15 protein-coding genes are annotated in these 13,809 nt (G+C 49.4%); 9 read left to right on the top strand and 6 right to left on the bottom strand.

Going from position 1 to position 13,809, the window contains the following annotated elements; translation table 11 throughout:
- Positions 1–149 precede the first annotated feature (149 nt).
- From NE473_RS24265 to NE473_RS24290, 6 genes are all read left to right on the top strand, one after another.
- Positions 150–1,583 (top strand): amidohydrolase, encoded by a 1,434-nt coding sequence (locus NE473_RS24265; protein ID WP_055651267.1) that lies wholly within the window; start codon positions 150–152, stop codon positions 1,581–1,583.
- 41 nt (positions 1,584–1,624) lie between these two features.
- The gene (locus NE473_RS24270) at positions 1,625–2,344 is read left to right on the top strand and encodes a DUF5058 family protein (protein WP_055651266.1); all 720 of its coding nucleotides are present in this window, start codon (positions 1,625–1,627) and stop codon (positions 2,342–2,344) included.
- 27 nt (positions 2,345–2,371) lie between these two features.
- Positions 2,372–3,073 carry a hypothetical protein gene (locus NE473_RS24275; protein ID WP_155560963.1) on the top strand — a complete coding sequence of 234 codons (702 nt, stop codon included), beginning with the start codon at positions 2,372–2,374 and terminating at the stop codon, positions 3,071–3,073.
- A 316-nt stretch (positions 3,074–3,389) separates the two neighbouring features.
- Positions 3,390–3,872: a nucleoside deaminase gene (locus NE473_RS24280; RefSeq protein WP_006774391.1), complete on the top strand. Its 483-nt coding sequence runs from the start codon at positions 3,390–3,392 to the stop codon at positions 3,870–3,872.
- A gap of 14 nt (positions 3,873–3,886) precedes the next feature.
- A complete protein-coding gene (locus NE473_RS24285) occupies positions 3,887–5,179 on the top strand; it encodes a uracil-xanthine permease family protein (protein ID WP_006774392.1) in 1,293 nt (430 codons plus the stop codon).
- A gap of 51 nt (positions 5,180–5,230) precedes the next feature.
- On the top strand, positions 5,231–5,998 hold the full coding sequence (locus tag NE473_RS24290) for a GntR family transcriptional regulator (RefSeq protein ID WP_022031298.1): 768 nt from the start codon (positions 5,231–5,233) through the stop codon (positions 5,996–5,998).
- Between the two features lie 108 nt (positions 5,999–6,106).
- Here the strand turns inward: NE473_RS24290 and NE473_RS24295 are convergent, their stop codons facing one another.
- From NE473_RS24295 to NE473_RS24320, 6 genes are read right to left on the bottom strand one after another with little or no spacing between them, the layout of a single operon-like run.
- On the bottom strand, positions 6,107–6,427 hold the full coding sequence (locus NE473_RS24295) for a DUF1622 domain-containing protein (RefSeq protein WP_006774394.1): 321 nt from the start codon (positions 6,425–6,427) through the stop codon (positions 6,107–6,109).
- A 51-nt stretch (positions 6,428–6,478) separates the two neighbouring features.
- Positions 6,479–7,576, bottom strand: a complete 1,098-nt coding sequence (locus NE473_RS24300) for an ABC transporter substrate-binding protein (RefSeq protein WP_022031297.1) — start codon at positions 7,574–7,576, stop codon at positions 6,479–6,481.
- 24 nt (positions 7,577–7,600) lie between these two features.
- The gene (locus tag NE473_RS24305) at positions 7,601–8,395 is read right to left on the bottom strand and encodes an ABC transporter permease (RefSeq protein ID WP_006774396.1); all 795 of its coding nucleotides are present in this window, start codon (positions 8,393–8,395) and stop codon (positions 7,601–7,603) included.
- Positions 8,392–9,204, bottom strand: a complete 813-nt coding sequence (locus tag NE473_RS24310; RefSeq protein WP_022031296.1) for an ABC transporter permease — start codon at positions 9,202–9,204, stop codon at positions 8,392–8,394. The genes NE473_RS24305 and NE473_RS24310 overlap by 4 nt, the downstream gene beginning before the upstream one ends.
- A complete protein-coding gene (locus NE473_RS24315) occupies positions 9,197–10,273 on the bottom strand; it encodes an ABC transporter ATP-binding protein (RefSeq protein WP_006770988.1) in 1,077 nt (358 codons plus the stop codon). Before NE473_RS24315 ends, NE473_RS24310 begins: the two co-directional genes overlap by 8 nt.
- Before the next feature lie 21 nt (positions 10,274–10,294).
- On the bottom strand, positions 10,295–10,828 hold the full coding sequence (locus NE473_RS24320) for a helix-turn-helix domain-containing protein (RefSeq protein ID WP_006770989.1): 534 nt from the start codon (positions 10,826–10,828) through the stop codon (positions 10,295–10,297).
- 209 nt (positions 10,829–11,037) lie between these two features.
- On the opposite strand from NE473_RS24320, the gene NE473_RS24325 reads away from it, so the two are divergent.
- From NE473_RS24325 to rpiB, 3 genes are all read left to right on the top strand, one after another.
- Positions 11,038–12,096 carry a lactonase family protein gene (locus NE473_RS24325; protein WP_055651265.1) on the top strand — a complete coding sequence of 353 codons (1,059 nt, stop codon included), beginning with the start codon at positions 11,038–11,040 and terminating at the stop codon, positions 12,094–12,096.
- Between the two features lie 94 nt (positions 12,097–12,190).
- A complete protein-coding gene (gene aroC / locus NE473_RS24330) occupies positions 12,191–13,309 on the top strand; it encodes a chorismate synthase (protein WP_055651264.1) in 1,119 nt (372 codons plus the stop codon).
- Positions 13,310–13,342: 33 nt separating this feature from the next.
- Positions 13,343–13,798 carry a ribose 5-phosphate isomerase B gene (gene rpiB, locus NE473_RS24335; protein ID WP_006770992.1) on the top strand — a complete coding sequence of 152 codons (456 nt, stop codon included), beginning with the start codon at positions 13,343–13,345 and terminating at the stop codon, positions 13,796–13,798.
- Positions 13,799–13,809 lie beyond the last annotated feature (11 nt).

Below are 13,809 nucleotides of genomic sequence, written 5' to 3' on the forward strand. Positions count from 1 at the left end.
CCGCCAGCGTTTTTTCTGTAACAGGAAACTCATTGTAGAATATCGCCATATAAATTCTTTATATATCTCTATAAGTGAAACATATTTCCTTTATCCCCCGGCTATCTGATACTATTATCTATAATAAATGCACAGAAGGAGAGGGAAAGATGGAAGAAAAGCAAATGATTCATGAGATTGTGATGGAAAAGGCAGATACCATTTCCGAAATTAACCGGGCTGTATGGGATTATGCAGAATTTGGTTATCAGGAAAAACAGAGCGCGGAAAAGATGAAAGCAGTTTTAAGACAGGAAGGTTTTGAGGTAGAGGAGGGACTGGCTGGTATTTCAACTGCTTTTGTGGGCCGGTTCGGAACGGGAAAGCCCGTCATCGCCATTTTGGCGGAATATGACGCCCTGCCGGATCTGAGCCAGAAGGCCGGCTGTGCGAAGCCGTGTCCTATTGAGGGTAAAAAATACGGTCACGGATGCGGACACAGCGCATTGGGAGCCGGGGCTGCCGGGACTGCGATCGCGGTGAAGGAGTACCTGCAGAGAACCGGGGTGACGGGAACCGTGGAATTATACGGATGTCCGGCAGAGGAGACCGGATTTGGCAAAGCGTTTATGATAAAGGAACACTGTTTTGATGGAATAGACGCGGCATTTTGCTGGCATCCAATGGACAGCAATATGTCCATGTCAGTCAGGACAGTGGCTTATTATAAGGTCCGTTTTGATTTTAAGGGGAGAACAGCCCATGCCGGAGCGGCCCCGGAGCTGGGGCGGAGCGCTCTGGATGCCTGCGAGCTGATGAATGTGGGGGTCAACTACCTGCGCGAGCATATAATCTCAGACGCCCGTGTCCACTATGCGTATTTAGACTGCGGCGGAGAGGCCCCCAATATCGTGCCGGATCACGCCTCCCTGCTGTATTTTATCCGGGCTCCCAAGCTTACCCAGAGTGGAGAGATATTAGAACGGATCAAAAAGATTGCGGAAGGCGCGGCGCTGATGACGGAGACAAGTGTGACCATCAAGGTTCTGGGCGGGCTGAGCGATACGATTCCCAATCCGACGCTTTCCAGTCTCTTATCCGATGCGTACCTGGAAGCCGGAGCCCCTGATTTTGGAGAAGAGGAATTTGCCATTGCAAGAGAGTTCCTGAATGCCATGCCAGAGGAACAGAGGAAACGGGTGGTAAAAAACGGAGCCAGACAGAATGGAATCAGCGAGGCAGAATTTGCAGAACGTCCACTGAACACCTTCATTGTACCTTATACGCCTGCAATGAGAAACCGGGTGATGACCGGCTCCAGCGACGTGGGTGATGTGAGCTATCAGGTGCCGACTGCCCAGATTACAGCGGCTGTCGGAATCCCTGAGACCGGTGTTCATACATGGCAGATGACGGCGCAGGTGGGAACTTCGATCGGTGACAAAGCCAGTCAGGCGGTTGCGCGTGCCATTGCCCTGGCCTGCGTGAAAATCTACGGGAAACCGGAGATACTCGATACTGCAAAGAAAGAGCTGGAGGAGGAAACCGGAGGCGTCTATACCTCTCCAATACCAGAGGGCATACTGCCGGGAGATATTTCATAAAACAGTGAACCGCTCTATCATACAAGAAGGAGAAAAGAATCATGACATTTAATGAAATAATGAACAGTCCGCTTCTCTATGCGCTAGTCGGAGCCGGAATCGTATATATCCTGATATTCTGTGTCATTACCATGAGAAAGGCATACCGTCACGGTCTGGAAATCGGCCTGACGAAAGACAAATTAAAGACAGCCATTACCTCGTCAGCCATCTATTCCATCGTCCCCTCCATCTCCATTGTTATCGGTTTGTTCAGTTTAGCAGCGGTTCTGGGGGTGCCGTGGTCATGGTTCCGACTGTCCGTGGTAGGGTCTGTAACGTATGAACTGATGGCGGCCGACATGGTTGCCACAGGCGCGGGCTACGAATCCATCGCCGCTTTAAATGCCGCGGGAGATACCTCTATCGTAGGCACCGTGATGTTTGTTATGAGTATCTGTATTCTCGGCGGGATCGTGGGAGTTCTGATCTTCGGCAAAAAGGTGCAGACCAGCTTACAAAAGGCGAAAAATACTCATGGTGCGTTGGGAGCCCTGCTGACAGGCGTTCTGTCACTGGCGATTATCGAAGCATTCTTACCGATCCAGATTATGAAAGGACCGGTCTATCTGGCCGTAGTCGTTACCTCCTGTGTGATTGTGGTAATCCATATGGCAGTTATAAAGAAATTTAAGATACTCTGGCTGCGGAACTTTGTTATGGCGGATACGCTGCTGTTAGGTATGGCGTCGTCACTTTTGTGGGTCAGAATACTTGGTTAATGGGGAAAAGGAAAGGAAGGTATGATTATGGATAAAAAATACGAGACGAGCATCCACCGGACCGGGCGCATCGGCGTCATCATAGCAATAGTATTTATGCTGGGAATTCCAACCATTCTGTCAGCCGTCTATGACGTATGGCCGGAGAGCATCGGACAGATTTTCGCCGTGGGCGGAGGCCTGCTTGCGGTCTTTCTGCCCACGAATATCGCGGAAGTATTGAGCTATACTCCCATCCTGGGATCCTCCGCTTACTTAACCTTTTTAACCGGAAATGTCATGAATCTGAAGATACCGGTGGTTATCAATGCGCAGGTGCTGACAGATACCTCTCAGGGGACGGATGAGGGGGACACCATCGCGACCATTGGCGTGGCGGTTTCATCTATTGTGACGACGCTGATCATTGCGCTGGGAGTCGTCCTTCTGGTACCGCTTCGTCCGGTACTGACAAGTCCGGCCGTTCAGACTGCAACTCAGTATCTGCTTCCCGCGCTGTTCGGCGGAATTCTTCTGAGCTTTGTCAATGATGACTGCGGAGAATATGAGGCAAAGGGCAAATCACTAACCATGATTCTTCCGCTGATTCTGGTATTTGTAATCAACGCGTTCTATCCGCTGACCGGAAAAGAGGGATTTGTAGTACTTCTTTGTATGGGAGTTACGGTAATCTGTGCCCTGGTAATGTATAAGGCGGGGATCATTAAAATGACACGGAAGAGCAAATGAAAGGCCCGAAAGAAAAATTAATGGAAATGCAGAAGATATCCCTGTTACTCTAATGAAAAAAGAGGACTTTCCACTCAGGTTCATGGGTGAAAGTCCTCTTTTTGCAATGGAATTTCATCTCTCGCAGCACACGGTGTGCGGTGGATATAAGAGTCAACAGCCATTGATGAAAACCAAAGTTTTGTATATATTGTACAATTATTGCAGCTTCTTATCGTAAATCCTTCACATAGACATCATATCTTATCCGTGTTATGATGGATTCAAACAAAAGGTAATACCTATTACCTAATACTATTATGCAGGAGGATTTTATATGAGTTACCAGAGCCATGAATACTATTTAAGACGTGCAATCGAGATATCAAAAGAGGCCCGTGCTGCGGGCAACACCCCCTTCGGAGCGCTTTTAGTAAATAAGGACGGGGACATCGTGATGGAGCAGGGAAATATCGAGATCACAGATAAAATCTGTACCGGTCATGCAGAGGCAACGCTGGCAGCACGTGCTTCCCATGAATTTACAAAAGATTATCTCTGGGACTGCACCTTATATACTACGGCAGAGCCATGTGCCATGTGCGCCGGCGCCATCTACTGGGCCAATATCGGCCGTGTAGTTTATGGCATGACAGAGCGCCGTCTGTTGGAGCTGACTGGCAGCAATGAGCAAAACCCGACCTTTGACCTCCCCTGCCGTGAAGTATTTTCCCGGGGACAAAAGGCAATTGAGGTGGTGGGACCTGTCACGGAAGTGGAAGTAGATGCAGCCAAAGTTCATGAAGGTTATTGGGATTGACAGGAGGGCCTGATATGGATACGTTTTCTGAGAAAATAAGCCCTGGCAAGAATCTGCTGGTAGGTTTCCAGCATGTGCTGGCCATGTGCCCCGGAACGATAGCGGTTCCTCTGATCCTGAGCGGCGCCATGGGGCTGGACGCCAGGACCACCGCGTTTCTGGTATCTGCCAACCTTTTTACCAGCGGAATCGCTATTCTGATCCAGGTATTTGGATTGAGCAAATACATAGGTTCCAGATATCCTATCATTCTGGGATCCTCCTTTGCGCCGTTGGCTCCCATGATTATGATTGGAAATACTTACGGCCTTCCCACCCTGTTTGGAGCCATTATGGTATCCGGTGTACTGATCTTCATTCTTTCCTTTTTTCTGGATAAGATTCTGATGCTGTTTCCGCCGGTGGTCGTTGGGACTTTCGTTACACTGATCGGTGTCAGTCTGGCGCCTACGGCTATCCAGGATCTGGCCGGCGGTACCGGCAGCAGTACGTATGGGTCGGTGCAGAATCTTCTGCTGGGATTTGGAGTCTTGATTTTTATCATCCTGGTGGAGAAATTCGGCAAAGGAATCTGGCGCGCCATGTCCCTTCTGCTGGGAATTATCGGCGGAACTCTGGTCGGCGCTTTCATGGGAATGGTGGATATCACCCCTATTCAGGAGGCAAGTGCATTCCGGCTGGTGACGCCCTTTTACTTTGGCGCTCCGCAGTTTGAAGCGGGTTCCATATTGATCATGACCATTTTCTGTATCATTAATATGATTCAATGTATTGGAGTCTTCTCTGTACTGGATGAGATTGCCGGAACGCATACAGACAATGCCACCAAGATTAAAGGAATCAAGGCGCAGGCAGTTTCGCAGGTGATAACAGGCGCATTTAACTCCGTACCTTCTACCATGTTTAATGAAAATGTCAGCCTGATCGACCTTACAAAAATAAAAAGCCGCTCTGTCATTGCGACGGCTGGGGTAATGATGCTCCTTCTGGGCATATTTCCCAAGGTATCCGCGGTGATAACAGTGGTTCCGAAAGCTGTACTGGGAGGAGCTACCCTGGCTCTGTTTGGCGTCATTACCTCGTCAGGCATCTCCATATTGTCAAAGCTGAATTTCTTTGAAAACAATAATTTCACAATTGTGGGAACCAGTATTGCCATCGGTGTCGGTGCCACCTTTGCCTCCGATATCTTTGCAGGTCTTCCCTCCACGCTCAGCATGATCTGCAGCAATGGACTTTTTATGGTAAGTGCCAGCGCCATTCTTCTAAATCTTCTTTTAAATGGAAGCAAGGGTTTGAAACGTTGACAAAGAGCCTCCTACCAACTATGATTAAAGAAAAAGGCAGGAGGCTATCATATGGAATACCAGAAGCTGAATACACTGACGCTTTCCGAGCAGGCAAAGCGTGAAATACATAAATACATCAAGAACATGGATCTTTCCCGTAATAATAAGCTTCCCAGAGAAGAAGTGCTGGCTGAGATGATCGGTGTCAGCCGTATCACCATCCGACAGGCGTTAAATGACCTGGCCTCAGAAGGCATTATCTTCCGCCGCCAGGGAAAAGGTACCTTTGTAAACGTAGATTCTCTCAATATCAAGGTCAAATTCAACCCCTGTATGGAATTTACCCAAATGATTGAGAACAGCGGATATACACCTTCCGTCCGGCTGCTGAACATTCAGAAAATTGACCGGGATGAAGCCATCTGCCAGCAGCTGCAGATGGAGAGCAGCGAACAGCTCGTCGTAGCAGAGAAGATGTTTCTGGCCGATGACCTGGTATGCGCGTTCTGCCGTGATTATTTTAGTTTATCTCTGATCGGAGGGGAGGAGGCGTTTTGTGAATTCAGCAAATACGAGAATTCTATTTTTCAATACATCTACAATCTTTCCGGTGAGAAAATTGAATGGGACAAAGTGGAAATCGATACCATTCTGACGACAGAGATTGAGGGGCTGGACCAGTATGTAGATATCAATCAGCTGGGCTGCAAACCTTTTCTGTACTTAAAAGGAATAAACTACAGCTCCTCTGACCGGCCTCTGATTCATGCCAACGAGTATATCAACACGGCCATTATAAAGTTTAATATGATCCGGCAGAAGAACATAAGGTACTGAAAGACGGCAGGTAAATACGGATAACCGTATGATTTCGCAGACAGGTTAACAAAAAAGAGGACTTCCAGCTCCGTTTCATGAGCTGAACGTCCTCTTTTACATCCTCACTTATTCAGATTCCCGTTCCACCTTGATTTCCCAGTGAATCAGGAATGTCAGCGCCGCCCTTAAGGCGATAATCGCAGCCACCACGGCCACTTCCGACAGCTGACGGACCACTACGGTACGGAGAATCTCGCTTCCCAGCTTAAATTCCAGCCCCAGTGCCATGCCCTGAGCCAGATTCAGACGAATGGAGGGATTCCTCTTCACGTAATCATAAATCCCGCGGAGTCCTGCCGCGATGATGACCAGAACTCCCATAAATTCAAACAGGAGAATGGTGATATCGACTACCTGCTGTAATAGTGTTTCTAATGCATTTACCACGATGCGTCCTCCTGACTGCTGTTGGTACTGTCATGCGTAAGTGATGCAGCCCTAATTCGATTTCACTTCTTTCCAGTATTCATTATAAATAGAATCTACATCGGTTCCAAGGTACTGAAAGACTTCACAGTTCTTCAGAGAATCCGTGTCCGGGAATACAGCCTTGTTGTTCTGAAGATCCGCATCGAGCAAATCAAAGGCTCCCTTGTTCGGAGTGGGGTATGTGATGTATTCAAAATTCTTCTTCGCGATATCCGGGCGGCAGAGGAAATTAATCCATTTCTCCGCATTCTCCTTGTTTGGAGCGTTAGCCGGGATTACCCAGGAATCCAGCCAGAGATTGGTTCCCTCCTCGGGGATCACATATTCCAGCGAGTAATCCAGTCCGAGATCAGCCACCTCCTGCTGAATGTAAAGCATCTCACCGGAATAGATGACGCCCATGGCGGCTTCGCCGCCGATCATCTTATCGCGGACCTGATCGATGACATATGCCTGGACCAGAGGTTTCTGCTTGATCAGCAAATCTCTCGCCTCGGCGATTTCCGCTTCATTGGTGGTGTTCATCGAGTAACCCAGAGATTTTAAAGCCACCATGAATGCGTCGCGGACGCTGTCCTGCATCAGGATATTATCCTTAAATTTCTCGTCCCACAAATCGGACCACTTAGTCGGCGCATCCTCCGGGGCTACCATGCTGGTGTTATAGAGGATACCAACGGTACCCCAGCAGTACGGAACGGAATATTTATTATCCGGATCAAAGCTTTTGGACATATCCATATACTTGGGATCAATCTCTTTTATATTAGGAATATTGTCAAAATTGATTTCAGCAAGCATCTGATTCTCGATCATCTTCTGAATCATATAATCGGAAGGGCAGACCGCGTCGTATTTCACGCCGCCCGCTTCGATGACCGGATACATCTCTTCATTCGTCTCAAACATATCATAGATGACCTTAATTCCAGTCTCTTCCTCAAACTCCGCTTTCACATCCTCGTCAATATACTCGCCCCAGTTGTAAACGTAAACTTCGCCGGCGCTTCCCGCCTTATCGGCAGATTTGCCGCAGCCGCTCATGGTGACGGCGGATAATGCGGCCACAGCCATAACGGCCATGATGGAACAATACCTCTTTTTCATAATCTGTCTCCTTATAAAATAATCTCAGTGTTTCTTCCGCTTCGGTGCAAAGTTTGTAATCAGTAAGAGAATCAGCACCGTTAAGAAGATGATGGTGGACAGCGCATACATGGACGGCTTGATGCCGCGTCGTACTTCACTGTATATTAACGTGGATAAGGTGTTGATGCCGGCGCCGCGGGTAAAATGGGTGATGATGAAATCATCCAGCGACATGGTAAAGGCCAGCAGGAAACCGGAGAGAACACCCGGAAGGATATCCGGAAATACGACCTTGAAGAAGGCATAGACCGGAGTTGCGCCTAAATCCATGGCGGCCTCGTAAGTACTCTTATCCGTTTGTTTTAACTTCGGCATGACACTTAAAATGACATACGGAATGTTAAAAGTAATATGTGCAATCAGAATCGTTTTAAACCCGAGGGAGATTCCAAAGGCGATAAATGCCAGCATCAGGGAGATGCCGGTCACAATATCCGCGTTCAGCATGGGGATATTGGTGATTCCCATCACAATTGTGCGGGGAACCCGTTTCATGTTATTGATAGCGATCGCCGCTGCCGTGCCGATGATGACTGCGATGATGGAAGATAAAAATGCAATCAGCAGCGTATTATAGAGCGCCGTCATGATGGTACTGCTGGAAAACAGTTCCGTGTACCACCGCGTGGTAAACCCGCCCCACTGAGTCCTGGACTTGGAGCTGTTAAAAGACAGCACCGCCATGGTAGCGATGGGAGCGTATAAAAATACCAGGATCAGGACCAGATAAAAGTCCTGAACAAAACGTTTGAGTAAACCTGTTTTTTTGCCCGTCAAAATGCAGTCCCCTCCCCGTTTTTATCGTATTTGGCGATCAGCGCCATACTGATTAAGATAAAGATCATCATGACAAGGGAGAGGCCGGATCCCAGATTCCAGTTGCTGCCCTTGGTAAACTCCTGCTCGATGACGTTGCCGATTAAGAGAATCTTGCTTCCGCCCAGTAAGTTGGAGATAACGAAGGTGGTGAGAGCCGGTACGAATACCATCGTGATTCCGCTGACGATTCCCGGGATGCTTAAGGGAAGCAGGATACGGAACAGGATCTGAAAAAAGTTGGCCCCCAGATCCTGGGCGGCATTGATCACATTGTCGTCGATCTTGGACAGTACATTATAAATAGGCAGAACCATAAACGGCAGGAAGTTGTACACCATGCCGAGGATAATGGCGCCCGGTGTGTTGATTAAGCCCTGGGGCGGCAGATGGAGCGCCGATAAAACTCCGTTGATGACGCCGTTCTTCTCCAGAAGCGTCTGCCATGCCAGCGTGCGCAGCAGGAAATTCATCCACATCGGAAGGATGAAGATGAAGACGATAAAGCTGCCCTGGCCGATGCCCCGCGCCCGTAAAATCAAGGCCAGCGGATAGGCGAGAATAAAACAGATGACCGTGCTGATTAAGGAAAGGCCAAGGGACAGCCACAGTGCCTTGGAGTGTTCCGCCGTGGCGATGGACAGGACGTTTGCCATGGTGAAGGCCCCGCTTCTGTCTGTCAGACCGTAAAATACAATCAGAGCCAGCGGAATGATGGTAAAGCCGATCATCCACATGAGATACGGACCGGATAATAATTTTTTACTCATTGACTCCCACGGCCTCCTCATCCTCTGAAGCCGGCTTGTTCATGATCTGAATGTCAAATGGATCCACATGGATATCCACTTCCTGTCCGACCGGGAACATGTCCGTGCTGTGTACAAGCCATTCAAAGCCATCCGGAGTGGTAACTTCCATCTCGTAGTGAACGCCTTTAAAGATTAAATGAGTGACTACGCCTGAAATAGAGCCGTTTCCCGGAGGCACCAGATCGATATCCTCCGGCCGGATCACCACGTCCACCGGCTTGTTGTTTCCAAACCCCTTATCGACGCAGACGAACCTGGCGCCAAAGATTTCTACCAGCTCGTCCCGGATCATAATACCCGGTACGATATTGCTTTCCCCGATAAAATCGGCTACAAAAGCATTTTCAGGTTCATTATAAATGCTCTCAGGAGATCCCATCTGCTGGATATATCCCTGGTTCATGACGACGATGGTGTCAGACATGGTAAGGGCCTCCTCCTGGTCATGGGTTACGTAGATAAACGTGATGCCCAGTTCATTTTTTAACCGGATCAGCTCATACTGCATATCCTGGCGAAGCTTTAAATCCAGCGCGCCCAGCGGTTCGTCGAGGAGCAGAACACGGGGTTCATTGACAATGGCCCGTGCAATGGCGATACGCTGCTGCTGGCCGCCGCTCAAAGAATCCACGGTACGGTTTTCGAAGCCGTCTAAATTAACCAGCTTTAAGGCATACTTAATCTTATCCTGGATATATGTTTTTGGTTTATTTTTGATCTTAAGTCCAAATGCGATGTTTTCCGCAATCGACATGTGGGTAAACAGCGCGTATTTCTGAAATACTGTGTTCAGCTGGCGTTTGTTTGGCGGAAGGCTGGTGATATCCTGTCCGTCAAAGATGACCGTGCCCTGATCAGGCCGTTCAAATCCGCCGATTATCCGGAGCGTTGTGGTTTTTCCGCAGCCGCTGGGTCCAAGCAGTGTAACAAAAGTATTTTCCTTTACGGAAAGATTTAAATCATCCAGCACGACCGTGCCGTCAAATGTCTTCGTAATGTTCTTTAAATCAATTAATGGCTGACCCATGACCCTTTATCCTCCTTGAAATTAAAAGCTCGGCGGAGAGCTCACCCAGATTAAGACGGCGCCTGCCTTGCTGCTCAAATAGTGTTTTTTATCAGAAACAAAGTAAAAGGATTCCCCTTTTTTTGCTTTATATGTCTTGCTTCCTATATGAATGGAAATGTTGCCCTGCAGGACGTAGCCGAACTCTTCTCCCTCATGGGGATTGTCGGGGTAGGTTTCCCCGCCCGGCTCCAGTGTCAGGAGAATAGGCTCCATCATATTTTTCTGCGCGTTGGGAATGATCCATTTGATCTCATTTTTCAATTCCTGATCGTGCTTTTCAAAGTAATCCGTTTTCCCGAAGACGATCTGTTCCTCCGGAGTCTCGTTAAAGAACTCTCCGATGGAGGTCCCAAGACACTGCAGGATGTCCATGAGAGTCGCGATGGAGGGGGAAGTTAAGTCCCTTTCCAGCTGGGAAATGAATCCCTTTGACAGCTCCGCACGGTCTGCCAGCTCTTCCTGGGTTAGGCCTTTTAAGATCCGCAGTTCTTTTAATTTCGCACCGATATCCATACGCTCCTCCTTTTAATAAATATAAGCCTGGAGTTTAGTTATACTAACTGATGATAATAATAATTAAAAAGTTTAGTAATAATAAACACACGGCAAAATACATTATACCCGATTTTATCCGTATGTCAATAGTTTCTCCTTAACAAATATACTTTTTTATGATATGATATTTTTAGTTTATACAAGGAACAATCCAGGAGGACGCGAATATGAAAGGAAAGTATATGGCATACGTAGGTTCCTACTCCTACAACGGCCAGGCAAAAGGGATTACGGTGTACGATGTGGACGTGGCCAAAGGCCGTTTTATACCGAGATGCGAGGTGGAAGTGGACAATTCTTCCTATTTAATAGCATCGAATGACGGAAAGACCCTGTACTCTATCGCGGACGAAGGCGTCGTATCATTCAGGATTCATGAGAACGGGGCGATTACAAGACTCAATTCCGCCAACATTAAGGGGATGAGGGGCTGCCATCTGTCTACGGACGCAGAGGACAAGTATATATTTGTATCCGGATATCACGACGGGAAGTCCACCGTACTGCGGCTGAACCCGGATGGAACGGTGGGAGATATCGTAGACGGAGTGTTCCACAAGGGACTGGGCAGCGTGGCGGAGAGAAACTTCCGTCCGCATGTAAGCTGTACGAGGAGAACGCCGGATGGCAGATTTGTCATGGTGGCGGATCTGGGGATCGATCAGGTAAAGATTTACCGGTTCGATGAAAAAGAGGAGAAGCTGATACTGGTGGATGCGCTTCGCTGCGAGCGGGAATCTGCTCCGAGATGCTTCCGTTTCAGCTCGGATGGAAGATTTTTCTACCTTTTATATGAGCTAAAAAACGTGATCGACGTTTACACCTATGAGACAGGCGAGCGCCAGCCGAAGATTGAGAAGATACAGACCATCTCCACGACCGGGCCGAAGGCGTTGTCCCAGCTGACCGCCGCCAGTTCCCTGCGTTTTTCTACCGATGAGAAGCACATGTTCTGCGGCAATGCCGGCGATAACACGATAACCGTCTACGACCGCGATCCGAAGACCGGCCTGCTGGATTATATCTGCTGTCTGCCCATCAGCGGCAGTTATCCGAAAGACATCTGCGTATTCCCGGATGACAGGCACATCGCATCGATTAACCATGAGAACGGCAGCATCACATTCTTCTCCGTAGACTACAAGAAGGGTCTGCTGATCATGAACGGCAAGGAAATCAGAGTCAATGAACCCAACAGCTGCGTGATTGTAAAGGTCAGCGACTAATTGCAGAAAATGGTATTTAAAAGCCGGGGACCCGTTCGTCTGCATGATGGACGAGGGCCCCGGTTTTGAGAACTGAGATAAGGAGAAATCATACATGGCAGGATCAACACTGGGGACCATATTTAAGATAACAACCTGGGGAGAATCGCATGGAAAGGGGATCGGTGTCGTGGTGGACGGCTGCCCGGCGGGACTTCCGCTTACGGAGGAAGACATTCAGGCGTACTTAGACCGCAGAAAACCGGGGCAGAGCCGCTTTACGACCAAACGCCAGGAGGCGGACCGGGTGGAAATTCTTTCCGGTGTCTTTGAGGGAAGGACAACGGGGACCCCGATTTCCATGGCGGTGATGAACACGGACCAGAGATCGAGGGATTACGGAAACATCATGGAGGTCTACCGTCCCGGCCATGCGGATTACACCTTCGATGAAAAGTATGGATTCCGGGATTACCGGGGCGGCGGCCGTTCCTCCGGCCGGGAGACCATCGGCCGTGTGGCTGCGGGAGCCATTGCGGCAAAGCTGCTTGCGAGTCTGGGCATCACGGTATGCGCCTACACGAAGGCGGTAGGGCCGTATGAGGCGGATCCTGGCCAGTTTAATATGGAAGAGATGCACAGAAACCGTCTCTATATGCCGGATGCAGGCACCGCCGCTTTGGCGGAAGCGTATTTAGACCGTATGATGGCGGAATGCAATTCGGTCGGCGGCGTGGTGGAATGTGTGATCGACGGACTCCCGGCCGGAATCGGAGATCCGGTTTTCGAAAAGTACGACGCGTCGCTGGCAAAGGCCATCCTGTCGATCGGAGCCGTAAAGGGCTTTGAGATCGGAGACGGATTCCAGGCGGCAAAGTCGGTGGGATCGGAAAACAACGACGCTTTCCGGGTCGATGAGTCCGGGAAGGTACAGAAGGAGACGAATCACGCGGGAGGAATCCTGGGAGGCATCAGTGACGGAAGCCGGGTTGTGCTGCGGGCAGCCTTCAAGCCCACGCCCTCCATTGCACAGCCGCAAAGAAGCGTGACACGCGGGCTGGAGGAGACGGAACTTGTGATCAAAGGCCGTCACGACCCTATCATCGTGCCGCGCGCGGTGGTCGTGGTGGAAGCTATGGCAGCGCTGACGACAGCGGATCTGCTGCTCTGCTCCATGACCTCCAGACTGGACCGGATCCAGGCGTTTTTTGGCAGACAGGAAGCTAAATCATAAATCAGACAATCGACAGAAACAGGAGTGAATACAATGAAAATCGCAATAGGAAATGATCATACAGCACTGGAAATGAAGAATGAGATGAAGAAATTTCTGGAGGAAAAGGGATACGAAGTAATCGATTACGGCACAAATTCCACGGAGAGCTGCGACTACCCGGTTTACGGTGAAAAAGTGGGGAACGCGGTGGCCGGCGGAGAGGCGGACTTAGGGCTCGCCATCTGCGGAACCGGAGTAGGCATCTCTCTGGCCTGCAACAAGGTAAAGGGAATCCGCTGCTGCGTCTGCAGTGAGCCGTATACAGCAAAGCTTTCCAGAATGCACAACGACTCCAACGTCCTCGCCTTTGGCGCCAGAGTCATCGGCGTGGAGATGGCAAAAATGATTACGGAAGAATGGCTGAATGCCAAATACGAAGGCGGAAGGCACCAGAGACGCGTGGATCAGGTGATGGATATCGAGAGACGTAACCAGAACGCGCGGTAGTCAGGCGCATG

It is taken from the genome of Hungatella sp. SL.1.14, from assembly GCF_024460495.1.
Classification (GTDB): domain Bacteria; phylum Bacillota; class Clostridia; order Lachnospirales; family Lachnospiraceae; genus Hungatella; species Hungatella hathewayi.